A 25,455-nucleotide genomic window follows, 5' to 3' on the forward strand; every position below is an offset into this window, starting at 1 on the left:
GGCTTATGCTGCACGTCGTCCACCATCCCGGTTACGTCTCCCCTGCTGCGCCGGGCAGCAGCTTCCAGTTCGACAAATATGGTTTGGTGATGGAGGCGCTGCGGGAAAGCGGCGCGCCGTTCATCCAGCATCAGCCCGAGCCCATGCCCCGCCGCTGGATCGAGGCGGTGCATGACCCCCTCTACGTCGAGGAAGTGCTGTCGGTCGCCGTTCCGCCCGACAAGCAGCGTCGGATCGGCTTCTCCATTACCGAACAGACGGCGTCGAGGGCGCAGCTGGCGCCGGGCGGCACCTGGGCGGCGGCCTTGCTGGCGCTGCGTCACGGCTATGCCGCCAATGCCGCGGGCGGCAGCCATCATGCGCTGGCCGATACGGGCGCGGGTTATTGCGTGTTCAACGACCTCGCCATCGCCGCCCATCGCCTGATCGCGGAGGGTCATGCCGGGCGCATCCTGATCCTCGATCTGGACGTGCATCAGGGCGATGGCACGGCGGCGCTAACCGCCGGGCGGGACGACATCTTCACCCTGTCCTTCCATGCCGAGCGCAACTTCCCCGCACGCAAGGCCCGTTCGACCCGCGACGTGCCGCTGCCGGACGGGATGGAGGATGGCGCCTATCTGGCCTTGCTGGAGGAGGTGCTGCCGCCGGTCCTGGCCGGCTTTGCGCCCGACCTGATCCTTTACCAGGCGGGGGTCGATCCGCATCGGGACGATCGGCTGGGACGGCTGGCGCTCAGCGACGCGGGGCTGCGGGCGCGCGACCGGTTCGTGGCGCAGCAGGCACGGCAACGCGGCCTGCCGCTCGCCAGCGCGCTGGGCGGCGGATATGGGCAGGATCGCATGGCGGTCGCGCGCCGCCACGCACGGTCGATGCTGACCCTTGCCGAGACCTATGCGGACACAGCCAGCGGGTAGCCGAGGCATGTTGCCGGGATCGTTCGCCCCGGTTGGCGATTGTCCCCGCATGGGCAGGATCGATGCGAACGTGCGCGACATGGCGGGTGATGAGATCGAGGTCGAGCTGAAACTCGAACTGGATTGCAACGCTGCCGCGCGCTTGGCCGACACCCCGGCGCTGGCGGGCCTTGCCTTTGAAGACCGCGCGCAATCCGCCACCTATTACGACACGCCGGATCAGGATCTGCGGGCGGCGGGCGTGTCGCTGCGGGTGCGGCGTGTCGGTGCCGCGCATGTGCAGACCATCAAGGCGGGCGGCACGGTCGCGGCCGGCCTGTTCGCCCGCCCGGAATGGGAACGCGACGTGGCGGGTCCGCAACCGGAGCTTGAGACCGCCTCCCCGATCCGCACGCTGGTGGAGGATGCCGTGCTGGAACGGATCGCCCCCGCCTTCACCGTCGCCGTCACACGGCGGCAATGGCTGGTGGAGCATGACGGCGCGACGCTGGAGCTGGTGGTCGACACGGGCACGGTAAGCGTGGGCGACCGCAGCACGCCGGTGTCGGAGATCGAGCTGGAGTTGAAGAGCGGGCCGCCCGCCGCGATCTTCGCCCTTGCCCGCGCGCTCGGCCGGGATGCGCGGTTACGTCTGGGTGTATTGACCAAGGCGGAACGCGGTTACCGGCTGATCGACGCCGCCGACGCCCCCGCCATCAAGGCCGAGCGGCTGGACCTGAACCAGGATGCGACGGTGGCGGAGGCATTTGCCGCGATCGTCGGCACCTGCCTTCGCCAGTTCCGGCTGAACGAGGATGCGCTGCGGCGGGAGCCTACGACCGGCGCGATCCACCAGGCGCGCGTGGCGCTGCGGCGACTGCGCTCGGCTTTGTCCATCTTAAAGCCGATCGTCGGCGATGGCCGCTTTGCCCATCTGGCGGGCGAACTGCGCTGGCTGGCGGGAACGCTGGGCGCGGCGCGCGACCTAGACGTGCTGATCGACCGGGTGGATGGCGGCGCGACCGAGCCGTTGGTTGCAGCGCGCGAGGATGCCTATGCGACAGCGCTGGCAGCGTTGGATTCGCAACGCGCCCGCGACCTGATGATCGACCTGGTCGAATGGACCGCGCTGGGCGACTGGCGGAGGCAGCCGGCCGATCCCGACCTGCCGGGGCAGCGGGCGGATCGCTTCGCCGCTCATGTGCTGCGACGCCTGCGCCGGCGCATCAAGCGGCGCGGCCGCGACCTTGCCCGGTTGGACGACGAAGAGCGTCACCGCGTACGGATCGAGGCCAAGAAGCTGCGCTACGCCACCGGCTTCTTCGAGATGCTGTTTCGGGGCAAGAAGGAGCGTCAGCGCCACAAGGCCTTCTTGAAGGCGCTGGAAACCTTGCAGGATCATCTCGGCATTCTGAACGACTTGGCGACCGCGCCGGCGTTGCTTGCCCGCTACGGGCTGGACGAGCAGGCCGCCGCCGCCGCCGGGCAGCGCAATGCGCTGCTACGCGACGCCGCCAAGGCTCACCAGGCGCTGAAGAAGGCCAAGCGTTTCTGGTAACGCCGCAGCGGGCATGACCCGGCAGCACCCAGGGCAGGTATCATGGCGGGAACGAACGCGGGAGGTCGCCGGCCCCGCCCTCAACCGTCCGTGCCGACCGCCGCCTCGCCCGCTTGCGGCGCATCCTTCAGGTAATGGGCCAGCCAGGCGCCGACCTCCTTGTAGAATTGGCGGCTGTCCTCCGGCTTGGTGATCCAGTGCCAGGCATCCGGCCACACCAGCAGCCGGCTGGGCACTTTCTGGCGCTGGGCGATGGACCAGGCTTCCAGCGTGTTGCCGAGCGGCACGCGATAGTCGCGCTCCCCGATCGAAAACAGGATCGGCGTCTTCCACTTGTCGGCATGGGCGATCGGGCTCTGGTCGCGCCAGATCGGGTTGGAACGGTCCCAGGGCGGCCCGCCATTGGTGACCTCGCGCCCATAGTTGAAGTCGCTTTCGCCCCATTGCGTCGTCAGGTCGACCTCGCCCGCATGACTGACCATGCAGCGATAGCGCGTGGTCGTCCCTTCCAGCCAGTTGGTGAGGTGCCCGCCATAGCTGGCCCCGCCCGCGCACATCCGGCTGCCGTCGATGAACGAATAGCGTTTCAGCGCCTCGTCCACCGCCTGCTCGATCTCGTCGGCGGGGGTCTTCAGCGGATCATGCTTGATCTCGCGCGCGAACGCCTCACCAAAGGTGGTCGAGCCGGTGTAGTCGGTCATCAGCAGCACATATCCTGCCGCCGCCAGCAGGTGGTAATTCCAGCGCAGCCCGATCTGGTCCGAATTGTAGCTGGCGGCACCGCCATGGATAAACACGAACAGGGGGTATTTCTTTGCCGGATCGAAGTTGGGCGGCGTCACGATCATGTTGTGGATGTTGCGTCCGGCCGTGCTCTTGAACCAGAAATGCTGGAGCGGCGCCCAGTCGATCGCGGCGGCGGTCGCGACGTTGACCTGCGTCAGATTGCGATGGTGACCATTCGTCGGATCGATCCGCACAACCTCGGCCGGGTTCACCGCGCTGCCATATTCCGCGACCAGTTCCAGCGCCTTGGTCTTCGCCGGGATGGACAGGCTGGTATAGCCGCCGACCGGTTGTGCTGCGACGCGCACCGGCCTGCCGCCCGAAAGCGCGACGCGATACAGGTTGCCGCGCCCTTCCTCCGGCACCAGCAGATAGGCGGCCCGGCTGTCGGGCGTGGGCGCGAAGCCGGTCAGCAATCCGTCGAAGCCGGGGGTGACGGCCCGCGCCGCGCCGCCCTGCGGCCAGGCAACCCGCGTCAGCCGCGCCAGATCATAAACGGCATCGCTTTGCGGCGTATAGGCGAACAGCAGGCTCTTGCCGTCGGCGGTGAAGACAGGATCGTTGAACTCGCCCGACGTCGGCGTCACCAGCCGCGGCTCGCCGCCGTCCGCCGGCATCCGGTAGAGGTTGAAGCCGACATTGGCGAAGGCCGCGTTCCAGCGGTCGACGGTGGCGACGAACACCACCTCCCTGCCGTCCGGGCTCCAGATCGGGGAGAGCGACATGCCGCCCTCGCCGACATTGCCGCCGCCGAAGCCGGGGCTGTGGGCGAGCATGGTAGGTGACAGGATGTCGCGCGCCGTGGCACCTTCCGTCAGCGGCTGCACCATGATGGCGGGTCGCTTCTCGTCCAGCCACTGGTTCCAATAGCGGATGGGGAAATGCTGGTAGACGCGCAGGTTGAACGTGCGGGCCTTGCGCGCGGCTTCCGCCTTGCGGTTGGCGGCATCGTCCAGCGCGCCGGGATAGACGGCGGTTTCAAACAGGATCGCCTGCCCGTCCGGCCGCCATTGCGGGCGCGCCGCGCCGGTGGAGACGTTGGTCACGCGACGCGCCTCGCCCCCGCCCGCCACGTCGAGGATGTAGATCTGCGCCTGATCGTCGCCTTCGCGCTTGGCGGCAAAGGCGATGCGGCGGCTGTCCGGCGACCAGACCGGATCGTTCTCGCCGCCGCGCGTGCTGGTCAACCGGCGCGGCGCGGTGGAGCCGTCGGCGGAAACCAGCCACAGGTCGCTGACCGCCTTGTCCGCTTCGTAGGAGGGTTCGGTCAGGGCATAGGCGACCCACTTGCCGTCCGGGCTGGCAAAGGGTGCCCCGACCCGCTTCATCATCCACAGCGTCTCGTGGGTCAGCACCTGCTTGGGCGCGGGCTGCGCGGTTGCGGCTGTTGCGGCGAGGGCCAGCGCGATGCACGCCACGATCTGCTTCAAACCCGGTCTCCTCCATGTGGAGCCGTGTCGTACCAACTGACGCCGCCATGACAACGCCCGATGATCGCCCGCCGGTCGACCGTCACCGTTCGACCTTATCCTCCGACACAGCGCCCGCCATGACAACGCCGCACGATGCCGCCGATCATTTTCGCGCGTGACGGTCGCTTCGGATCGGCTAGGTTCGCGGGCGAAAAAGGGGAACCAGCATCTTGAACCGTCCTACGCTTACCGCGATCGCCCTCTGCCTGTGCGCGCAACAGCTCCTGGCGCAAGGCACACCGCCCGGTCCGCAGCCGGTTCAAGCAAGCCAGGCGCCGGAGGACAAGGTCACCGCGCCGATCCCCGACCCGACCGGCCCGTTGCCGCCACCCGCGCCGGCCACGGCCGCCAGCGCCGCCCCTTCCCCGGCCGCGAAGCCCGCCGCGTGGGACGTCAACCGGCCGCAGGGGCTCCGCACGCGCGAGGTGCCGATCCGGGTGGATGAAGGCAGCTGGATGAACGTGGACGTGTCGCCGGACGGGCGCCTGATCGCGTTCGACCTGCTGGGCGACATCTATACGATGCCGATCGCGGGCGGCACCCCGACCCGCATCGCCGAGGGGCTGGCCTTTGAGCATCAGCCGCGCTTCTCGCCCGATGGCCGTCGTATCGCCTTCACCTCCGACCGGGGTGGCGGCGACAATATCTGGGTGATGAACCTCGACGGCAGCAGCAAAAGCCAGGTGACCAAGGAGGATTTCCGCCTCCTCAACCAGCCGAGCTGGAGCCCCGACGGGCGCTTCATCGCCGCCAAGAAGCATTTCACCACCGGCCGCTCGCTCGGCACGGGCGAGGTGTGGCTGTACCATGTCTCGGGCGGCGGCGGCGTGCAGCTGGTCAAGCGCGCCAGCGAGGAGCTGCAGAAGGAACTGGGCGAGCCGATCTACGCGCCCGACGGCAAGAGCATCTTCTACACGCGCAACATCTCGCCGGGTCCGATCTTTGAATATGCGCAGAATTCGCGCACCGACCTGTTCGACATCGAACGCTACGACATCGACAGCGGCGAGGTGACCACCGCCGTCTCCGGCGTCGGCGGATCGGTGCGGCCGACCCCGTCCCGCGACGGCAAGCGCATCGCCTTTGTCCGACGCGAGAACAATATCACCAAATTGTGGGTCAAAGATCTTGCCACCGGCGTCGAGCGGATGGTCTATGGCCCGCTCGACCGCGATGTGCAGGAAACATGGGCGGTGACGGGGGTCTATCCCAACATGGCCTGGACGCCCGACGATGCGGCCATCGTCTTCTGGGCGGGCGGCAAGCTGCGCCGTGTGTCCGCCGATGGCGGGGCCGCGGCGGTGATCCCGTTCCGGGTCGACGACACCCGCGTGATCGTCGATGCCGTGCATCCGCAGGTGGAGGTGGCGCCCGCTCGCTTCGCCACGCGCATGCCGCGCTGGGCAAGCGTCTCGCCCGACGGACGCACGGTGGTGTTCGAGACGCTCGGCAAATTGTGGACCAAACCGGTCGCGGGCGGCGCACCCCGCCGCCTGACACGCGGTGGCGAGGAGCTTGAACTGTTCCCCAGCTGGTCGCGCGACGGGCGCCAGATCGTGTTCGTCGGCTGGACCGACGCCGGGCTGGGCCAGATCCGCACGGTCGCGGCAAGTGGCGGCGCACCGCGCACCGTCACCACGGTCGCCGGCCATTACAGCCGCCCGCGCTTCTCGCCCGACGGGAAGATCATCGCGTTTGAACAGAGCCAGGGTGGCGAACTGACCGCCGCGCGCGGCAATCCCGGCGCAGGCGTGTATCGCGTCGCGGCGAGCGGCGGCGCACCGGTGCGGATCAGCACCGACGCGGCCGCGCCCCAGTTCGGCGCGGCCGGCGACCGCGTGTTCCTGATGACCAACGACAAGGGCAAGCGCCAGCTGGTCAGCACCGACCTGAACGGGCAGGAGCGGCGCGTCCACGCCGCCGGCGAGCTGGTCAACGATTTCCAGGTGTCGCCCGCCGGCGATTATGTCGCCTTCCGCCAGAGCTACGAAGCCTATGTGATGCCGCTGATGCCCGGCAAGCAGGCAGTGGAAACGGACAGCAAGGCGGGGCCGCTGCCCGTTACCCGCGTCAGTGGCGACGGCGCGGACTTCATCAACTGGTCCAATGACGGACGGCGGATCCACTGGAGCGCCGGCCCGGTGCTCTACACCGCCGAGACGGCGTCCCTGTTCCGCACCGCGCCGGCGGGTGCTGACGCCCCCACCTTCCCGGCGCCGCGCACGGGCGTGTCGCTGTCGATGGACGTGGCGGCCGCCAAGCCGACCGGCACCGTCGCGCTGACCGGCGGGCGGGTCGTCACCATGGCAAAGGCTGATGGCGGGGTAGTGGACGATGCCACCATCCTGATCCGGGGCGACCGCATCGTCGCAGTCGGCCCGCGCGCCGCCGTCACCATACCGGCCGGCGCCACGCGGGTGGACGTCACCGGCAAGACGATCATTCCCGGCCTGGTCGATGCCCACGCCCATGGGCCGCAGGGCGAGGATGAACTGGTGCCGCAACAGAACTGGTCGGCGATGGTCAACCTCGCCTTCGGCACCACCACCATCCACGACCCCTCGGCCCGCTCGGCTGAGATCTTTCCGGCCGCCGAGATGCAGCGCGCCGGGCTGGTGCTGGCGCCGCGCACCTTCTCCACCGGCGAGGTTATCTACGGGGCCAGGGCGCCGGACGTCTATGCGCGGATCGACAGCTATGACGATGCGCTGGCGGTAGTCCGCCGGCTGAAGGCGCAGGGCGCGCGCAGCGTCAAGAATTACAACCAGCCGCGCCGCGAACAGCGCCAGATGGTGGTCGCCGCCGCCCAGGCCGAGAATATGGAGGTGGTGCCGGAGGGCGGATCGCTCTTCACGCTCGACATGTCGCTGGTGCAGGACGGCAATTCCACGGTCGAGCACAATGTGCCGCTGGAGCATTTCTACGCCGATGTGGTGAACCTGTGGTCGCAGACCACCGTGGGCTACACGCCGACCCTGGTGGTCGCCTATGGCGGGCCGGCGGGCGATCCCTACTGGCGCGCGCATACCGACGTGTGGCGCCATCCCCTACTCACCCGCCATGCGCCGCCGGCCCTGCTCGCCGCGCAGAATGCCCGGCGGGAGATCGCGCCGGAGGAGGATTATGCCGATGCCGTGACCGCGCGCGAGGCGAAGAAGCTGGCCGACAAGGGCATTCCCGTCGCGATCGGCGCGCACGGGCAGCAGCCGGGCCTCGGCGCGCATTGGGAATTGTGGAGCTTCGTGCGTGGCGGCTTCACGCCGATGGAGGCGTTGCGCGCCGGCACGATCGCGGCCGCCACCTCGCTCGGCTATGCCAAGGACGTGGGTTCGCTCGAACCGGGCAAGCTCGCCGATCTGGTCGTGCTGAATGCCGATCCCACCGCCGACATCCGCAACAGCGACAAGGTGGCGCAGGTGATGCTCGGCGGGCGGCTGTTCGATGCGGCCACGCTGAACGAGGTGGCGACCGGCACGCGCAAGCGGCAGGCTTATTGGTGGGAAGGCGCTACCGGCGGCGGCAGCACCGGCGTGCGGCTGACCACCGGCCATGGCCACGGCGACGTCGACTGAACGATCCGGCCGCCGGATGGTGACTGCGCCCTTTCCGTTTCCCGCCGTCCGGCGTCGAAACGGGAAGGGCGCACAACCGTTGTCGGGCGATGAGCGTCGCCGCCCCCGACCCCGCCTCGCCCCGTATCTGGCTGCCGCGCCGGCTGCTGCTGACGCGTTCGGCGCGGGAGTGGGCGCACGGGCGCGGCATTGCGGAGCGGGCCGCCGCGCGGGGCGTGGAGGTGCGGGAGCTGCCGGGCGACAGGCTTGCGCTTGATCTGGGCGACGATCCCAAACGGGCCTATGCCGAGGCCAAGGCGACGCTGGCGGTAGTGGTGGCGCCGCCCTCCAAGCGCAAGCTGCAGCCGATCGCGCCCAGCGCCGACTGGCGTGTCGACCTGGCGGAGGGCTGCCCGGCGCATTGCGGCTATTGCTATCTCGCCGGATCGCTCAAGGGGCCGCCGATCACGCGGGTCTATGCCAATCTTGAGGAAATCATCGCCGGCCTGCCCGCTTATCTCGGCCAGGGCACGATCACCTCGCGCAGCCGGACGCGGCAACACGAAGGCACGACGTTTGAGGCATCCTGCTACACCGACCCACTCGCCTTGGAGCCGCTGACGGGATCGCTCTCCGCCCTGATTGCCTGGTTCGGCCAGTGGCAGGCCGATGCCCAGCTGCGCTTCACCACCAAGTTCGCGGACGTGGCGCCGTTGCTCCCGCTCGACCATGGCGGGCGGACGCGGATGCGGGCATCGATCAACCCCCGTGGCTTTGCCCGCTTTGAAGGCGGCACGTCTCCAGTGGCAGCGCGCCTGGCCGCGCTGCGGCGGATGGCGGATGCCGGCTATCCCATCGGGCTGACGATTGCGCCGATCATCGCGGCCGAGGGCTGGGAGACCGCCTATGGCGAACTGATCGAGCAGGCCGCCACGGCGCTGGCGGGGGCGGACGATCCCGACCTCACCGTCGAACTCATCACCCACCGCTTCAACCCCGGCTCCAAAATGGTGCTGGAAAGCTGGTATCCTGGCTCCGATCTCGACATGACCGACCTCAATCGCACCACCAAGCGGACCAAGTTCGGTAGCGAGAAACAGGTCTACGACGCCGACACGATGCGCCGCCTGCGGACCTTCTTCGAGGGGCGCATCGCGGAGCGGCTGCCGGCCGCCCGGATCCTGTATTGGACATGACGATCCTGTTCACGTCCGACACGCATTTCGGGGATCATCGCACCCTAAACATCTGGAAGCGTCCGTTCGCCGACGCGGCGGAGATGGACGCGCTGATGATCGAGCGCTGGAATGCGGCCGTCGCACAAGAGGATGAGGTGTGGCACCTCGGCGACTTCGCCCGCCGCCCCGACGACGTTCCAGCCCTCTTGTCGCGGCTGAACGGGACCAAGCACCTGGTGCGCGGCAACAACGATCCGGCGGCGACACTCGCCGCGTCGGGGTGGGCCAGCGTGCACGATTATGTGGAACTCACCGTGGACGGGCGGGCGCTGGTGCTGTGCCATTATGCCTTTCGCGCATGGAACGGGCAGCATCGCGGCGCACTCAACCTCCATGGCCACAGCCATGGCCGGTTGAAGGCTCTGCCCCGCCAGTTCGACGTCGGCGTGGATGTCCATGCCTTTACCCCGGTCACGCTCGACCAGCTGACCACCAGACCAAAAGGAGCTTCCCGTGGCGGATGATCGACGCGGACGCGCGGTGCCGAGCGGCCGCATCTCGCGTCTCGGCCGCTTCGGCAGGCTCGCGGGCGGCGTGGCCGGCGGCATGCTGGCGGAGGGCGCGCGCCGGCTCGCCTCCGGCGAACGGCCGCGCATGGGCGACCTGCTCATGACGCCGGCCAATGCGGCGCGGGTGGCGGACCAGCTTGCCCACCTGCGCGGGGCCGCGATGAAACTCGGCCAGATGATCTCCATGGATGCCGGCGACCTGCTGCCGGCGGAGCTGACCCAGATCCTCGCCCGCCTGCGCGACAATGCCCACCACATGCCGCCCCCACAGCTGGACCGCGTGCTGGCACAGGCATGGGGCCGCGACTGGCGGGGACGGTTCAGGCACTTCCAAGCGCATCCGATCGCCGCCGCCTCCATCGGCCAGGTCCACCGTGCCGAGCTGCCCGACGGACGCGTGCTGGCGATCAAGGTCCAGTATCCGGGCGTGGCCGCCAGCATCGATGCCGACGTGGACAATGTCGCGACCCTGCTCCGCGTCTCGGGCCTGCTGCCGCGCGAGCTCGATATCGCGCCCCTGCTGGCGGAGGCCAAGCGGCAGCTGCGCGAGGAGGCCGATTACCGGCGCGAACGCGACATGCTGGAGCGGTATCGTGCGCTGATCGGCGACGATCCCGCCTATCGCGTCCCCGCCTCCGTCCCGGACCTCAGCACCGACAACGTGCTGGCGATGGAGTTCGTCGACGGCGTTCCGATCGAAACGCTGGAAACCCAGCCGCAGGCCGTGCGGGACCAGGCCGCCGACGCCCTGGTCCGCCTCGTCCTGCGCGAACTGTTCGGATGGAGCGTGATGCAGACCGATCCGAACTTCGCCAATTACCGCTGGCAGGCGGGAACGGGCCGGCTGGTCCTGCTCGATTTCGGCGCCGCGCGGCCGGTTCCGGCGGAAACCCGCCGCGGCTATCACCGGCTGTTGATGGCTGCGCTCGACGGCGACCGCGATCGCGTGCGTGCCGCCGCCGTGTCCGCCGGCTTTCTCGGGTCGGCCGCAGTCGAACGGCACGGCGAGGTCGTCGACCGCATGCTCGACGTGATCCTGGCCGAGCTGCGCCAGTCCGGCCCGTTCGACTTCGGCGACCGTCGCTTCGTGTCGGTCCTGCGCGAGGAGGCGATGGTGATGGCCGAGGACAAGGCGACCTGGCACGTGCCGCCGGTCGACACATTGTTCGTCCAGCGCAAGGTCAGCGGCACGGCGCTGCTGTGTGCGCGCCTCAAGGCCCGGGTGGACGTGCGCGGCCTGATCGAGGGGTACCGGGACGCGCCCGGCGATCAGAAGGCGTAGCGCACCTCGCAATAAGGCAAGGCCTGCCCCAGCCAGCCGAGAAAGCGATCGAGCCATTGCCGCTTCCATGCGGCCTTGTAGCGGAGGTTCTGCATGCCCGACTGGCTCCACTTGCGTTCCTGGATGTCGGGCCGCCACAGCCACTCTTCCGCGCCAGGATGCCAGCGCAGGTTGAGCTGATGCAGGCTTTCATTGTGGGTGAGGAAGATCACTTCGCACTTGAGCTGCGCCTTGGCCCTTGGCGACAAGGCGTCGTCCAGTTGCGCGAACAACGCCTTCCACTCCCCCCCCCATTGTTCGTGCACGATCACCGGCGAGAAGTTGACGTGAACCTCGTAGCCTGCCTCCACGAAGTCGTTGATGGCGGCGATGCGTTCGGACATGGGTGACGTCCGCACATCCACGATCCTGGCGATCGTCTCCGGCATCAGCGAGAAGCGGATGCGGGTGCGTCCCTGCGGATCGTAGCCGAGCAGGTCGCGGTTGACATATTTGGTGGCGAACGACCCCTTCGCCCCCGGCATGGCGCGGAATGCGGCCACGAGGTCGCGCACATTGTTGGACAGCGACGCGTCGAGCGACAGGTCGCCATTCTCGCCGAGATCATAGACCCAGTCGGCCGGATCGATGCTGTTCGGCTCCGGCTTGGGCCCGAGCCGGGCGGCGTGGCGGGCGAGGGCCCGGGTGATGTCGTCAATGTTGACGAAGACAGAGATCGGATTGGCGTACCCCTTGCGCCGGCCGACATAGCAATAGCTGCACGCCATGGCGCAGCCGTTGGAGGAGGACGGGGCGATGAAGTCGGCCGATCGCCCGTTGGGCCGCATCTGCATCCCCTTCTTGACGCCCAGCACCAGGATCTCGCGTTTCACCTTCAGCCAATCGTCGGCCAGCGCGGGATCGGACAGCTGCGGAATCTGCCAATGGCTGGCGACCTCCACCAGTTCGGCCTGCGGGAAGCGGGCAAGGATCTCCCGCCCTCGCGCAAAGTCGCGGACGCCCGGCTCCAGATAGATCAGCTTGGGGTCGACGAGCGTGCGCGGAAGGGCCATGTCACCGCATATGGGCGCGATCCCCCGCCCTCGCCACGACCGCAACCGGCGCGATGGCACCCGCGCCGCCGACAAGCCGGTGCCGGTGCTAGGGCCGGGTGTCGCGCAACAGCATTGCCGCTGCCTGCCAGACCGTATCCGGGCTAACCGGCTTTTCGCATCGCACCACATCGACGAAGCGGGGCGGGATCACCTTGTGGTCGTAACCGGTGGCGAACACGATCGGTACGCCGCGCGTCCGCAGCAGATCCGCCACCGGAAAGATCATGTCCCCGTTCAGGTTGATGTCGAGGATGGCCACATCGATGCGGTCGGCCGACCCGATCAGCGCCATTGCCCGCTCGACCGACGGCGCGGGACCGATCACGGTTGCCCCGGCCTTGACCAGTTCGCGCCGGAGGTCGTCGGCCACGTAATATTCGTCTTCCACTACCAAAACGGCATGGCTCACCAGTGCGGCACCGGTCATGGCCGCCGTCCGCCCACGAGATTGCTGTCCGATACCGAAATGGCGATGGTGCAGTGAACGCCATCCGGCCCCAGTTCGAAATGGGTGTCGGCGCCAAGCTGGTAAGGCAGCGCCCGCTCGATCAGTTCACGGCCCTGGCCGCTGCCCTGCGGTGCCAGCGCCGCCGCCGGCATCCGGACGCCGCTTTCCCGCCAGTCGATCTCCAGCCGCGGCCGTCCGCTGGTGTCGGGTGCCCCCAGTTGCCAGCGGATCGCAAGGTGCCCCTGTGGTTGGGCGAGCGCCCCATATTTCATTGCGTTGGTCGCCAGTTCGTGCAGCGCCATGGCGAGCGTCTGCACCATGCTGGAGCGGAGGCGGATGCCGGGCGGCCCGTCCAGCGCGACCCGGTCGGCTGCCCCGTCCATTGCCGCAAGTTCGGTGCCGAGCAGTTCGTCGAATGCTACCCGATCGCTTTCGCCCAGCCGCGACAAGAGGCCCTGGACGCGCGCCAGCGCCTCCAGCCGGTCGCGAAAGCGAGTGCGGAAATCGGCGTAATCGCCGCTCGCCTCCCCGGTCCGCTCCGCCACGGAGCGCACCACGCCCAGCAGGTTGCGGGTGCGATGCTGCAACTCGGCCACCAGCACCTGCTGGCGTTCCTGCAACGCGAGCAGGTCGTCCACATCGGTCGAGGTGCCGAGCCATTCGATCACCTCACCGTCCGGTCCCAGCGCCGCCATCGCGCGCGTGCGGAAGTGGCGGTATCTTTGCTCCGCCTGGTGAAAGATGCGCCCCTCCATGGTCATTGCCTCCGCCGCATTGGCGCGCGACCAGGCCGAGCGGGCCGCCTCGCGGTCGTCGGGATGCAGCGCCCGCAGCCAACCGGCGCCGGCGCTGTCCTCGACGTTGAGGCCGGTATAGGCGACCCACTGCGGGCTCGCCCAGGTCCAGTTACCGCCCTCGCCGGCGCGCCACACAAGCTGCGGGATCCCTTCCACCAGCGTACGAAACCGCACTTCGCTTTCGCCAAGCTCGCGGTTCTTGCCTTCCAGCTCGCGGGTGCGTTCCTCCACCCGCCGGTCCAGCGTCTTGTTGGTTTCCAGCAGGCTGTTGTTGGCGGTCTCCAGTTCTTCGGTGAGGACCTGCATCTCCTCGAACGCAACGCGCAACTCCTCCTGGTCCTGGTCTGACTGGAGCTGGGCGACGAGGCCCGCCTGCGTGTTCAGCTCGTGCACGGCCGAAGCCTTGGAGTAAGCGGTGTTGGCGGCCTGAAGCTCGCGCGCCTGCCCGGTTACTCGACGCAGCAGCCGGTCGCGCTCGTCAACAAGCCGGTCGACCTCGTCCGCCGACGCCTCCAAGGCGGTGCGCAGCTGCTCCACCTCGTCGAGCAGCCGGTCTAGCTCGCGCTTGTCGTCCATTACCTTGCCAGCATCGGTCATGTGGAGTCCCTGCCCGCAACATGTAACGCGGCAAGCGATAAATCGTCCAGCCTGTGCACCCGGCATGCGGCAAAATCGTTACTCCCTCGGCAGGAGCAGCATATGGCAACCAAGGACATCATCGTGATCGGATCGTCCGCGGGCGGGGTAGAGGCGCTGGGCCGCTTATGCGCGGCCTTGCCCGCTGACCTGCCGGCGACGATCTTCATCACGCAGCATTTGTCCCCATCGGCCAAGAGCGTGCTGCCGCAATTGCTCGACCGTGCCGGCCCACTGCCGGCGCTGTCGCCGGTCGATGGGCAGGAATTCGAACGCGGGCACATCTATGTGGCGGGGCCCGACCATCACCTGTTGGTGCGGCCCGGCCGGGTGCTGATCCGCCGCGGCCCCCATGAAAATCGCACACGGCCGGCGATCAACGCGCTGTTTCGCTCGGCGGCGCTGGCCTATGGCGCACGGGTGACGGGGGTGGTGCTGACCGGCTTGCTGGACGACGGCACGGACGGACTGATCGCTATCAAGGCAGCAGGCGGCACGTCCGTCGTGCAGGATCCGGCCGAGGCCGAGTGGCCGTCCATGCCGCGCAATGCGGTCAAGCGCGATCATGTCGACCATGTCGTCCCGCTCGCCGGGCTCGCATCACTGCTGGCCGAGCTTGCGCGGGAGGATGCCGGGCCCAGCGTGCCCCTGCCCCAGGAATATATCACAGAGGACCGAATCGCCGCTCAGGAGTTCGCCGTCATGGGAACCGAGATCGAGACGCCCGGCCACGCCAGCCCCTTCTCCTGCCCTGATTGCGGTGGTGTGCTTAACCAGATCGAGACAGGGTCCGAGCTGCGGTTCCGATGCCAAGTGGGGCATGCTTTTACGCCGATTGGCCTAGCGGACGCGCAGAATGAAGAATTGGAGCGCGCATTGGGCATTGCGGTCCGAACGCATCGCGACCGCGTTCGCCTGTTCAGCCAGATGGCCGACAATGCACGGACGCGGAGCCTCCCTCATGCGGTTTCGCGCTGGGAGGAGGCATCCGCCGAGTCCGAGCAGATGATCGAGGTGCTGGAGCAGGCGACAAGCTCGCTCCGCAAGCCGCGGATCGACGGCGAAGGTTGAGGAGGGCCTGATCGCCTGGGGTCGGGCGATCAGGCGGCGCGCCTGCATGATGCTCGGCGGTCACTCCGCGGCAAGTTGCTGGCGCTCGCTGGTGTCATGGACGATCGCCACCAGGATGTGCGGCACCTCATCGCGGAAATATTGCATGCAGATTTCTGCTGGGTAGGACCGGCCCGTGACGGAGCGAATGGTCGTTTCAAACACGATTTCGGTCTTTTTCCCGTCCACCAGCGGCTCAAACAAGGCCTTCAGCCCGGCAAGGTCGAGGTCGGGCATGATATCTGCCAGCGTCATCTGCGCCAGCTGCTGCGAATTGCACCCCAGCTTCACCTCGGCCCCATGATTGGCCAATGTGAAGCGCAGCGTTTCCGGATCCAGGAAATAGATCTCGTTGAGCGCACGGCCCATGATCCGGCCGAGATAGCGTGTATATTCTTCGCGCCGGCGTTCCTCCGTCACGTCCTCGAACGCGATCACCATGCCGGTCGCTTCCTTGTCGTCGGTCAGCAACGCCAACCGGACGCGGCAGAGGATCAGCCGGCCGCGCCGGTCGAGCCCTTCCAGCACCTGTTCCGTGACCGCCTCGCGTCCGCTCCGCACAGCCAGGAGGTTGGCGCGCAGCAGGTGGACCGGCAACCCGATGTCCAACGCGTCGAAGCTGGTGCCGACCACCTCCTCCGCCCGCAACCCCCAGGCATTCTCGCTCCAACGGTTCCAGCTCTGGACGATGTGGTTGTCGTCAATCACGACCACGCCGATGTTCATCGAGCGCAGCACCGATTCGAGGTAGGCCTTGTAGCTCATCGCCTGCTGCGCCTGGATGCGCAGCTCCTCATTCGCGGATTCCATCTCCTCGCTGGACGAGCGGGATTCCTCGTTGATGGTTTCCAGTTCCTCGTTGGTCGACTGGAGTTCCTCGTTGGTGGTTTCCAGCTCCTCGTTGGTCGACTGGAGTTCCTCGTTGGTGGTTTCCAGTTCCTCGTTGGCGGACTGAAGTTCCTCGATCGACTGTTCCAGGTTTTCCTGCATGGTCCCCAACTCCCGCTGCATCTCGAAGATGGCGGTAGTGTTGGTGAAGGAGAGGAGCGCGGCGTAGGTGCTGCCGTCCTGGCGGAACAGGGGCCTGATCTCAATCGTCAGCCGGATGATCTCGTTCGAGGAAAGGTGATATTCCTGATGCTCGACCCGGACCGTGCGGCGCTCGCGCAAGGCCTCCTCGATCGGTCCGCGCAGTTCCAGCGGGCGGTAGGATACCGGCAGGTCCTGAAACGGCCGGCCGATATCCGCCTCGCCCACGCTCAGCAGGTGGCGCGCGGCGGCGTTGGCGAGGCTGACGACACCGCCTTCGTCGACCACCAGATAGGCGACCGGGGCCTCGTTGAGCACCGCTTCCAGCAGGCGCATGTGGGAAACCGGCACGTCCGGACGTGTGTCCCGCGCCAGCGCGACGCCGCCGCCCACCGTCCGGCGCCATTCCTGCGGCACCTTGACGAAGATGCGGTGCTTCATCTCGATCGGTTTGAACAACGCCGACCGCGCAAGCTGGGTCTCGGCCTTGCCCAGAAACAGGTATCCTTCGGAGGCCAGCGCATAGTGGAGCCGGGGCAGCACCACGTCCTGCGTCTCGGCCTCCAGGTAGATCAGCAGGTTGCGGCAGACGAGCAGGTTGATGCGGCTGATCGGCGCATCCTTGACCACATTGTGGCAGCCGAAGATCACGCATTTGCGCAGGTCGCGGTTGAACACATAATGGTGATTGGTCCGCTCGAAATATTTGTCGAGCAGTTCGGGCGGCACACCTTCAACGTCACGCGGCAGGTAGGCCGCCTGGCGGGCGGCGCGCAACGCTTCCTCGTCCAGGTCGGTGGCGTAGATCTTCACCCGGTCGCAAAAATCCTGCGCGCCAAGCGCTTCGGCGAACAGCATCGCGATCGAATACGGCTCCTCACCGCTCGCGCAGCCGACGCTCCAGATCCGGATCGGCCGCTCGCCCTCCGACGCCGCGACGATCTGCGGGATCACCTCGTTGCGCAGCACCTCCCAGGCGTCGGCGTCGCGGAAAAAGGAGGTGACGTTGATCAGGACGGTGTTGAGCAGGTCCTCGAACTCACCCGGATGCACCTCGAGATGGGACTGGTAGGCACCGAAATCGGCCGCACCGACCGCTTCCATCCGCAGCATGATGCGCCGTCGGAGACTGGTCCGCTTGTAGCCCCGGAAATCGAGCCCGCGGCTCTCCTGAATGTAGCGCAGCAGCGTTTCGAACAGCGGATCGGGAGCGGCTTTTTCGGCCATAAAGTCCTCAAACATCGGCCCGCTAGGTCGGGCGGGCCGTGCCATCTTCTAGTCGCCTAGCCGGGCGGGTTGCAACGCAGGCGACCGTGCCGGCAAGGTCGGTGGATAATAGCACCGCCGTCCAGATCGGCGTAGCCGTCCTCCGGTGCGACGGCACCGATCCCGGCCGGCTGCGTTTGTGCGAGCCGGAGGTGAGACATGGTAACCAATCAACCGCAGGATAGCGCGAGCGACGTCTCCGCTGAGCATGGCGAGGTCCTGGTCGACGGGCCGGACAATGTCGCAGTGTCGCTGACACCCGCCGCCGCTAGGGAGACGGCCAGCCGCCTGATGGAGAAAGGCGACGAAGCTTCGGCGCAAAGCTCCGGTGCAGCTGGCGAACCGGTCGGCGGTGATCCCGGGTCGGCACCGCGGCGCTGACGGATGTGTCCGCCACGGGCAAGGCGCTTGCGTAGCCAAGGCTGCGGAGAGCGCAGCGACGCTACCGAGGCAGTGGTGCCAGGGGCGAGCTGCGCCAACCGAAGCGCGCGGGTCTTCCGAACCTCACCAGCCCGGCAGAGCATGATACGCAACCACCGCATGCGTCATGCCGCCTGCGGACGTGCGATCAGCAGCCTCGCACCGGAGCAAGTTCCACAGCCTTGGAGAAAGCCCTCACCGGGACGGGTGTAGGCCGCAGCGGCTCTGCTGCGGCCAGAGGCTTATTCGTAATCGGGGCCGAGATTCTGGGTGCGCGGCGGTGCTGCGGCGGTGAGGCGCAACGCTTCCGCCGATGCGGACAGCGAACCGATCGCGTCCGGCGCATCCTCTTCGTCGACCTGCACGCGCTGCATGCTCTGCACAACGGCTTCGCGCAGATCCTCCGGCGCGACCGTCTCTTCGGCGATTTCGCGGAGGGCGACGACCGCATTCTTGTCACGATCGCGATCTAGCGTGAGTTCGGCACCACCCGAAATCTGGCGCGCACGCTGGGCGGCAACCAGAACCAGGTCGAACCGGTTGGAAATCTTGTCGACGCAATCCTCGACAGTGACGCGCGCCATGTAACGCTCCGCTGGGCAAAAATGAAGGTGGATTTGGAGAGGCAGCGGGATAGGACGAAGCCGTGGCAAAGTCAATCAAAGCGCCCGGAACGCCTCCGCACTTCATGGTGGCGGGCAACCGGCTGACGCCCCTGACCGGCGGCAGCGCGCGGTTGGCGGCATTGATCGCTCTGATCGACGGGGCACGGCACAGCCTGCGCCTGCTTTATTATATCTACAGCGACGATCGGGTGGGGCATCAGGTGTGCGAGGCGCTGGAACGGGCGCTGGACCGTGGCGTGACGGTGTCCATGATCGTGGACGGGTTCGGCAGCAACGCGCCGTCCTCCTTCTTCGCGCCGTTGCGCGACAAGGGCGCCGATGTCTGCCGGTTCCTGCCGCGTTTCGGCCGGCATTACCTGTTGCGCAATCACCAGAAGCTGATCCTGGCGGACGAGGGCGCCGCCATCATCGGCGGGTTCAACATCGAGGACGGCTATTTCGACGACAAGGGCGGCTGGCGCGACCTAGGTATCCGGATCGAGGGGGAGGCGGCGGGGCGGCTCGCCGGCTATTTCGACGCGCTGATCCGCTGGACACACCAGGACCCGCCAAGAATGCGGCGGCTGCGCGGCACCCTGTCGCACTGGAGCAACCCGGAGGGGCAGATATCCTGGCTGCTCGGCGGCCCGACCCGGCGGCTGTCACCCTGGGCCAAGCGGCTGCGGCGCGACCTTCTGGCGGCGACGCGACTTGACATGATCGCCGCCTACTTCGCACCGACTCCGGCCATGCTGCGCGGGATCGAGCGCGTCGCGCGCCATGGCGGTACGGCACGGGTGGTGACCGCCGCCAAGTCCGACAACACCGCCACGATTGCGGCCGCACGTCACACCTATCACCGCCTGCTCAAGCGCGGCGTCCGCATCTTCGAATATCAGCCCCGGCGGCTGCACACCAAATTGTTCGTGATCGACGATGTGGTCCACATCGGCTCGGCAAATTTCGACGTGCGCAGCCTGTTCCTCAATTTGGAGATCATGCTGCGGATCGAGGACAAGGGCTTCGCCGACCATATGCGTGCCTATGTCGCGGGCGAGATCGCCGACTCACGGCAGATCACCGCCGCGAGCCATGAGAAAGCCGGGTGGGTGACCCGGCTTCGCTGGGCCATGGCCTATTATCTGGTGGCCGTGGTGGACGGAAATGTCACCCGCCGCCTCAACTTCGGCCTGGACGGCCGCTGACGACTCAGTCCTTCCACGCCCAGTAAAGCTGCGCCGGCGGGATGTTGACCGGCTCGAAAGCGTGGTCGATCCGCTCGAACGCGGTCGCCAGGAAGTCGCGCACCTTGGGCGAGAATTGGTAAACCAGGAACGCGCCGCCGGTGCGGAGCGCGGCATTGGTCTCGGCCGCGATCTTGGGGCCCAAACCGGCCGGCAGGGTGGAGAAAGGCAGGCCGGACAGGATGTAATCGGCATGGCTGTGGCCATTGTCCGCCATGATCTGGCGCACGTCCGCGGCCGAGCCCAGCACCGGCACGAAGCGCGGATCGCTGATGGTGCGGCGCAGATAGGCGATGAAATCCGGATTGGTGTCGATCGCGATATAGGTCGCGTCGGGGCCCAGGCGGTCCAGCACGTCCTGGCAGAAGGTGCCGACGCCCGGCCCATATTCCACGAACAGCCGGCAATTGGCCCAGTCGCTGCGCGACAGCATGTGGCGGATCAGCTTGCGCGAGGAGGGGATGATCGATCCGACCATCACCGGATTGCGCAGAAATCCGCGGAAGAACATCGCCAGCGGGCCCGGGCCGGCCGCTCCGCTGCCGCGGCGTTCGTCGACACGATTCAGCGCCTGCTCGCCCACAGGTGAACTCATTCCAACTCCTTGGCCGCACATCGGCTTGTCACAGAAGCGTTTGCAAAAGCGCAGGGCAAAGGCAAGCGTTCCGGTTCCTTCGCGATTTCCGTCGCGTTATTTCAGTATCATGGCAGAGACCAAGCGTGGCCAGGTAGCGGTGATCTTCCTCGGCCGCCGAACCGTCGGGGAAGCGGAGGAGTATGCCGCCGCGGTTGCGGCAATGGATCGCCTGGCGGCCGAACAGCCTGGCTACCTCGGTGTCCACAGCATTCGCGGTGAGGACGGCTTCGGCATCACCGTCAGCTACTGGCGGAACATGGCATCGGCGCTCGCCTGGCGGGACCATCCCGTCCACGCCGCCATCCGGGAAAAGGGCCGGGCGCGCTGGTACGAATCGCATGAGGTGATCGTCACCTCCATCGAGCGGAGCTACGCCTGGGAAAAGGGCATTCAGCCAAAAAAAAGGGCCGGTCCCGAAGGACCAGCCCATGAAAGTTTAGGAGAGGATGCCTGAAAGGCCCGTTCCTTCTGATCCCGGGCCGGTCTTTGTGCAATTGCGAAGGCAAGTGCCGCGATTGCGAATTGCGCAATCCGCATTCATAAGAGTGGCGGAATAGGCATTCACAGGGCAGGGCTGAACCGGCACCCTGCAGGGAGAGACCGATGCGGCGCCTTCCACCACTTACGGCTGTTGAAGCATTCGTTCAGGTCGCGCGCCTCGGTTCGGTGAAGGCCGCGGCGGAGGAGCTGGCTTTATCCTCGCCTGCCCTCAGCCGGCGAATCCAGGCGCTGGAGCGGTTCATCTCCAAGCCCTTGTTCGAACGGCGGCACCAGGCGCTGGTCCTCAACAATGACGGCCAGGCCTTGCTGGCGCGGGTGGCGCCTGCGTTGGATCAACTCGCCATTGCAGTGGATGCAAGCAAGGGCGAAGCGGATCTGATGCGGTTGCGCCTGAATGTTCCGCCGCTTTTCGCATCGCAGCGACTGATCGGCCGCCTGCCGGAACTGCGCGAGCGGCATCCCAGCCTGCACATCGACATCGATACCCAACCCCATCCCCTGGTCCGCCTGGGCGAGGGACTCGACGCGGCGATCATCATCGCACGCGACATCGATCCGGCGCTCTATTCGCGCAAGATCGCGCGCAGCCGCATCGCCGCCATCGGCGCGCCCAGTTTGAAGCAGGGCCCGAACGCGCTCCGCAAGCCGGAGGATCTGGCGCGCGCCACCATCTTCGTCCACCGCGACATGGCGGAACTGTTCCCGATCTGGCGGGAGGCGATCGGCCTGCCCGATCTGGAGCCCGCCGCCATCGACCATTTTGACGCAGGTCAGCTCATCCTGGAAGCGGCGGCGCAGGGACTCGGCGTTGCCTTCATGCTCGACGAACATGTCACCGGCGGACACGATCCCCGGCTGGTCCGCATCTTCGACGAGGTGGCGGATTCCTCTTACTCCTACTGGTTCGCCTGTCGTCGCGCTGGCCTCAGCAACCGCGCGGTGAAGCTGTTCCACGACTGGATGTTCGAAGCGATCGGCGGCTGACCCCGTCACCGTTTCGCAATGCTTCCCCCCTATGAAAGGGAACGTGTTGAACGGGGGTTCTGGCATGCTGCGATTGATATTGGCCCTGGCGACCGGCGTGATGGACAAGACACCCAGGCGCGAGCAGCGCCGCTGAAACGGCCGGGCGCGTTCGCGGCGTTTAGCGGCTTAACGTCCCTGCCGTCGTGCCCTAGACCGCAGCCATGAGCGCATCCATCCGCATTGCCGGCGACCATCTGGCCGCCGAGATCAATCCGTTAGGGGCCGAACTCGTCCGGTTGCAGGACGAGCAGGGGCGCGACCTGATGTGGGACGGCAATCCCGCGATCTGGAACGGGCGGGCGCCGCTCCTCTTCCCGATCGTGGGCGGGCTTGCGGGCGGTACGATCCGGGTCGGCGATGCGGACTATCCCCTGCCGCGTCACGGCTTCGCCCGCCGCATGGACTTTACCCCGGCGGAGCAGGGTACGGATACCGCGCTGTTCCGGCTGGAGGCGGATGCGGCGACACGCATGGTCTATCCGTTCGACTTCCGCCTGGACATGCGATTCACGATCGCCGGCACGACCCTGCTGTGCGAAGCGACCCTCCACAATCCCGGCGATGCGCCGCTGCCGGCGAGTTTCGGCTACCATCCGGCCTTTCTCTGGCCCCTGCCGTGGGGTGGCGACCGCGCCGATCACCGCCTCCGTTTCGATCATGCGGAGCCCGCGTCGGTCCGCCGGGTCGATGCCGACGGGCTTCTTCGGGCCGAGTCGGAGCAGACGCCGGTGACGGGGACCGACCTCCCCCTCCGCGACGCATTGTTCGCGGATGATGCGCTGATCTTCGACCGGATCACGTCGCGGAAGGTTCGCTACGGCGTGGCCGGAGGACGACAGCTGGAGGTGCGGTTCCCGGACATGCCGCTGCTCGGCATCTGGACCAAGCCGGGCGCGGGCTACCTCTGCATCGAGCCGTGGCAGGGTATCGCCGATCCCGCCGGCTATGCGGGGCAGTTCCGCGACAAGCCCGGCGTGGTCGAGGTCGCGGCGGGGTCCGCCGGCCGCTTCACCATGGAGATCGACATCGGAGCCGACAATATCTGAACATGCCAGGCACGGTCCTGGCGTGGTGCAGCCGCGTCACGTTCGTCACATTCCCGCGTCGAACCGATCGAATCCGGGGAGAAGTGAGACGAACCGCCGGTGTCTTGGGCTTGTGAGACAGCGCCGGGGGCAGTAATCGGACACGGCATCCATGCCCGCCCGCCCCAAATCCCCCAAATCCGCCCCGCCGCCTTCCGGCCGCGCCCGTCATATCGGCCGCGTGATCGTGAAGACGGCCCTGTTCGGCCTGATCGCCGGCATCGCCGCTCTGGTGATCGCCGTGCTGGTCACGATGGCGTCGCTGCCATCCTATTCCGAACTGACGCAGAAACCCAATGGCCAGACGGTGCGCGTCCACGCCGCCGACGGGACGTTGCTGGTGTCCCTGGGGCCGAGCTACGGTGAATGGATCCCGCACGATCGCCTTCCGGCAGTGATGCGCGATGCAATCGTCGCGGTCGAGGATCGGCGCTATTACAGCCATTTCGGGGTCGATCCGATCGGTGTCGCCCGCTCCGCCTACCTGATCTACGAGCGGCAGGGGCAAGGCCGGCGTTGGCAGGGTGCGTCGACGATCACGCAGCAGATCGTCCGCAACATCTTCCTGACCAACGCCTACAGCTTCGGCCGCAAGGTCCGCGAATCCGTGCTGGCACTGGCGATGGAGCGCAAATTCTCCAAGGACCAGATCCTGGAGCTGTACCTCAACCGCGTCTATTTCGGCGGCGGTGCCTATGGCGTGGACGCGGCCAGCCGCAAATTCTTCGGCCATTCCGGCACCCGGCTCAACCTGGCGGAGGCGGCGATCATCGCCGGCCTGGTCAAGGCGCCATCGCATTACTCGCCGTCGGCCGATCCCGAGGCGGCGGTGGACCGCGCCAAGGTCGTGCTGGAGGTGATGCAGGATGCGGATGCGATCACCCCGGCGGAGGCGCGCGCCGCCCGGCTCGACCGGGTCCGCTTCGTGCCGGAGCCGAAGCAGAACAGCGTCCGTTATTTCACCGACTGGGCGCTGGGACAGCTCGACTCGCTGGTGGACGAACAGTCCGCGCCGCTCGACATCTGGACCACGCTCGACCTGCGGATGCAGCGCGCGGCGGACCAGGCAATCCGCCAGAATACGCCCGCCAACCTCCAAGGTGCGTTAGTGTCGCTGGAGAATGACGGCGCGGTGCGCGCGATGGTGGGCGGGACCGATTACGTCACCTCCATCTACAATCGCGCGACGCAGGCGCAGCGGCAGCCGGGATCCGCATTCAAGCTGTTCGTCTATCTCGCCGCGCTGGAGGCCGGGGTGAAGCCCGGCGATCCGGTGGTGGACGAGCCGATCACCATCGACGGCTGGAGCCCGCGCAACAGCTCGCGCCGTTTCCTGGGCCAGATCGACATCCGCAACGCCTTTGCCCTGTCCATCAATACGGTCGCGGCGCAGATGGGGCAGAAGGTCGGCTTCGACACGGTTGCCGACATGGCGCACCGGCTGGGCATCTCGACCCGGCTCAACACCCATCCTTCCATGGTGCTCGGCACCTCCGACGTGCGGCTGATCGACATGACGCGCGCCTTTGCGGTCATCTCCAACGGCGGCAATGCGGTGACGCCCTACGGCATCCTGCGCGTCAGCACGACCGACGGCACCATCCTGTACCAGCATGAGGCGCAGTCGCCGCGGGTGCTGGTCGCGCCCTTTGTGGCGGCGGGCATGACCGACCTGTTGCAGACCGCCGTCAATACCGGCACCGCGCGCGCGGCGCAGATCGGTCGGCCGGTGGCGGGCAAGACCGGCACCACGTCGTCCAACAAGGATGGCTGGTTCCTGGGCTTCTCCTCCGGCCTGACCACCGGGGTGTGGATGGGCCGCGACGATGCCAAGGCGATTCCGGGCTTGCAGGGCGGGCGCAATCCCGCCCAGGCATTCGCATCCTTCATGCAGACCGCGCTCCGCACCCGGCCGGCGCAGCAGTTCGACACGGAAGTGACCCTGCCGGAGTGGCAGTTGGAGCCGGACGAGGAGGCCTATTACGGCGATCCCGACCAGCAATTCGGCTCCGACGAGGAGGGCGTGACGCCACCGCCCGAGGGCCAGCCCGCGCCTGGCGATGGGGATGACACGGTAACATTGCCCTATGAGGACGATACGGCCGGAACTCCGCCGCCGCCTCCGCCCGCCCGCCGCGCACCCGCGCCCGATCGCGTCCCGTCCGGTGACCAGCAACGGCCGCCGCAGATCGACCAAAGGTGGCTGGAAGGGGTCTTGCGGGACCAGCAGCAGCGCCCGCCGCGCTGATCGGCGGCACGCGCGTC

The 25,455-nt window shown here is 67.4% G+C and carries 20 protein-coding genes; 13 read left to right on the top strand and 7 right to left on the bottom strand.

Features of this window, described 5'->3' with window-relative positions:
• The first annotated feature begins 5 nt into the window (after window positions 1-5).
• Entirely contained in the window at window positions 6-917 is a 912-nt protein-coding gene (locus Q0D93_RS10915) for a histone deacetylase (protein ID WP_294394159.1), read from the top strand.
• 49 nt (window positions 918-966) lie between these two features.
• Window positions 967-2,454, top strand: a complete 1,488-nt coding sequence (locus tag Q0D93_RS10920) for a CHAD domain-containing protein (protein WP_294393986.1) — start codon at window positions 967-969, stop codon at window positions 2,452-2,454.
• Between the two features lie 80 nt (window positions 2,455-2,534).
• On the opposite strand, the gene Q0D93_RS10925 is transcribed toward Q0D93_RS10920, so the two are convergent.
• On the bottom strand, window positions 2,535-4,670 hold the full coding sequence (locus Q0D93_RS10925) for a S9 family peptidase (protein ID WP_294393989.1): 2,136 nt from the start codon (window positions 4,668-4,670) through the stop codon (window positions 2,535-2,537).
• A gap of 212 nt (window positions 4,671-4,882) precedes the next feature.
• On the opposite strand from Q0D93_RS10925, the gene Q0D93_RS10930 reads away from it, so the two are divergent.
• From Q0D93_RS10930 to Q0D93_RS10945, 4 genes are all read left to right on the top strand, one after another.
• A complete protein-coding gene (locus tag Q0D93_RS10930) occupies window positions 4,883-8,284 on the top strand; it encodes an amidohydrolase family protein (protein WP_294393992.1) in 3,402 nt (1,133 codons plus the stop codon).
• Window positions 8,285-8,373: 89 nt separating this feature from the next.
• Window positions 8,374-9,459, top strand: a complete 1,086-nt coding sequence (locus tag Q0D93_RS10935; RefSeq protein WP_294393994.1) for a spore photoproduct lyase family protein — start codon at window positions 8,374-8,376, stop codon at window positions 9,457-9,459.
• Entirely contained in the window at window positions 9,456-9,965 is a 510-nt protein-coding gene (locus Q0D93_RS10940; RefSeq protein ID WP_294393997.1) for a metallophosphoesterase family protein, read from the top strand. Before Q0D93_RS10935 ends, Q0D93_RS10940 begins: the two co-directional genes overlap by 4 nt.
• Window positions 9,955-11,292, top strand: a complete 1,338-nt coding sequence (locus Q0D93_RS10945; protein WP_294394000.1) for an AarF/ABC1/UbiB kinase family protein — start codon at window positions 9,955-9,957, stop codon at window positions 11,290-11,292. The genes Q0D93_RS10940 and Q0D93_RS10945 overlap by 11 nt, the downstream gene beginning before the upstream one ends.
• Here the strand turns inward: Q0D93_RS10945 and Q0D93_RS10950 are convergent.
• From Q0D93_RS10950 to Q0D93_RS10960, 3 genes are all read right to left on the bottom strand, one after another.
• Window positions 11,280-12,344, bottom strand: coding sequence for a spore photoproduct lyase family protein (locus Q0D93_RS10950; RefSeq protein WP_294394003.1), 1,065 nt, complete (start codon window positions 12,342-12,344; stop codon window positions 11,280-11,282). The genes Q0D93_RS10945 and Q0D93_RS10950 overlap by 13 nt on opposite strands.
• Before the next feature lie 88 nt (window positions 12,345-12,432).
• Window positions 12,433-12,813, bottom strand: coding sequence for a response regulator (locus Q0D93_RS10955; protein ID WP_294394006.1), 381 nt, complete (start codon window positions 12,811-12,813; stop codon window positions 12,433-12,435).
• Window positions 12,810-14,228: an HWE histidine kinase domain-containing protein gene (locus tag Q0D93_RS10960; RefSeq protein ID WP_294394009.1), complete on the bottom strand. Its 1,419-nt coding sequence runs from the start codon at window positions 14,226-14,228 to the stop codon at window positions 12,810-12,812. The genes Q0D93_RS10955 and Q0D93_RS10960 overlap by 4 nt, the downstream gene beginning before the upstream one ends.
• A 102-nt stretch (window positions 14,229-14,330) precedes the next feature.
• Here Q0D93_RS10960 and Q0D93_RS10965 point away from each other — a divergent pair, with 102 nt between their 5' ends.
• Entirely contained in the window at window positions 14,331-15,338 is a 1,008-nt protein-coding gene (locus Q0D93_RS10965; protein ID WP_294394014.1) for a chemotaxis protein CheB, read from the top strand.
• A gap of 60 nt (window positions 15,339-15,398) precedes the next feature.
• On the opposite strand, the gene Q0D93_RS10970 is transcribed toward Q0D93_RS10965, so the two are convergent.
• Complete coding sequence (locus Q0D93_RS10970) at window positions 15,399-17,633, bottom strand: CheR family methyltransferase (protein ID WP_294394017.1); 2,235 nt, start codon at window positions 17,631-17,633, stop codon at window positions 15,399-15,401.
• 198 nt (window positions 17,634-17,831) lie between these two features.
• Between Q0D93_RS10970 and Q0D93_RS10975 the strand changes: the two genes are divergently transcribed.
• Window positions 17,832-18,053 carry a hypothetical protein gene (locus tag Q0D93_RS10975; protein WP_294394019.1) on the top strand — a complete coding sequence of 74 codons (222 nt, stop codon included), beginning with the start codon at window positions 17,832-17,834 and terminating at the stop codon, window positions 18,051-18,053.
• A gap of 281 nt (window positions 18,054-18,334) precedes the next feature.
• Here Q0D93_RS10975 and rpoZ read toward each other — a convergent pair whose 3' ends face one another.
• On the bottom strand, window positions 18,335-18,676 hold the full coding sequence (rpoZ, locus tag Q0D93_RS10980; RefSeq protein WP_294394022.1) for a DNA-directed RNA polymerase subunit omega: 342 nt from the start codon (window positions 18,674-18,676) through the stop codon (window positions 18,335-18,337).
• Window positions 18,677-18,738: 62 nt separating this feature from the next.
• Between rpoZ and Q0D93_RS10985 the strand changes: the two genes are divergently transcribed.
• Window positions 18,739-19,902 carry a phosphatidylserine/phosphatidylglycerophosphate/cardiolipin synthase family protein gene (locus Q0D93_RS10985; protein WP_366510277.1) on the top strand — a complete coding sequence of 388 codons (1,164 nt, stop codon included), beginning with the start codon at window positions 18,739-18,741 and terminating at the stop codon, window positions 19,900-19,902.
• Window positions 19,903-19,906: 4 nt separating this feature from the next.
• Here Q0D93_RS10985 and Q0D93_RS10990 read toward each other — a convergent pair whose 3' ends face one another.
• A complete protein-coding gene (locus tag Q0D93_RS10990) occupies window positions 19,907-20,536 on the bottom strand; it encodes a methyltransferase (RefSeq protein WP_294394025.1) in 630 nt (209 codons plus the stop codon).
• Window positions 20,537-20,645: 109 nt separating this feature from the next.
• Between Q0D93_RS10990 and Q0D93_RS10995 the strand changes: the two genes are divergently transcribed.
• The 4 genes from Q0D93_RS10995 (at window position 20,646) to Q0D93_RS11010 (ending at window position 25,438) form a co-directional block, all read left to right on the top strand.
• Window positions 20,646-21,032, top strand: coding sequence for an antibiotic biosynthesis monooxygenase (locus Q0D93_RS10995; protein ID WP_294394027.1), 387 nt, complete (start codon window positions 20,646-20,648; stop codon window positions 21,030-21,032).
• A 149-nt stretch (window positions 21,033-21,181) separates the two neighbouring features.
• Window positions 21,182-22,063 carry a LysR substrate-binding domain-containing protein gene (locus Q0D93_RS11000; protein ID WP_294394031.1) on the top strand — a complete coding sequence of 294 codons (882 nt, stop codon included), beginning with the start codon at window positions 21,182-21,184 and terminating at the stop codon, window positions 22,061-22,063.
• 203 nt (window positions 22,064-22,266) lie between these two features.
• Entirely contained in the window at window positions 22,267-23,151 is an 885-nt protein-coding gene (locus Q0D93_RS11005; protein ID WP_294394036.1) for an aldose 1-epimerase family protein, read from the top strand.
• Window positions 23,152-23,302: 151 nt separating this feature from the next.
• The gene (locus Q0D93_RS11010; protein ID WP_294394039.1) at window positions 23,303-25,438 is read left to right on the top strand and encodes a PBP1A family penicillin-binding protein; all 2,136 of its coding nucleotides are present in this window, start codon (window positions 23,303-23,305) and stop codon (window positions 25,436-25,438) included.
• Window positions 25,439-25,455: the final 17 nt, after the last annotated feature.

This window comes from uncultured Sphingomonas sp., from assembly GCF_934560975.1.
Taxonomy (GTDB): domain Bacteria; phylum Pseudomonadota; class Alphaproteobacteria; order Sphingomonadales; family Sphingomonadaceae; genus Sphingomonas_I.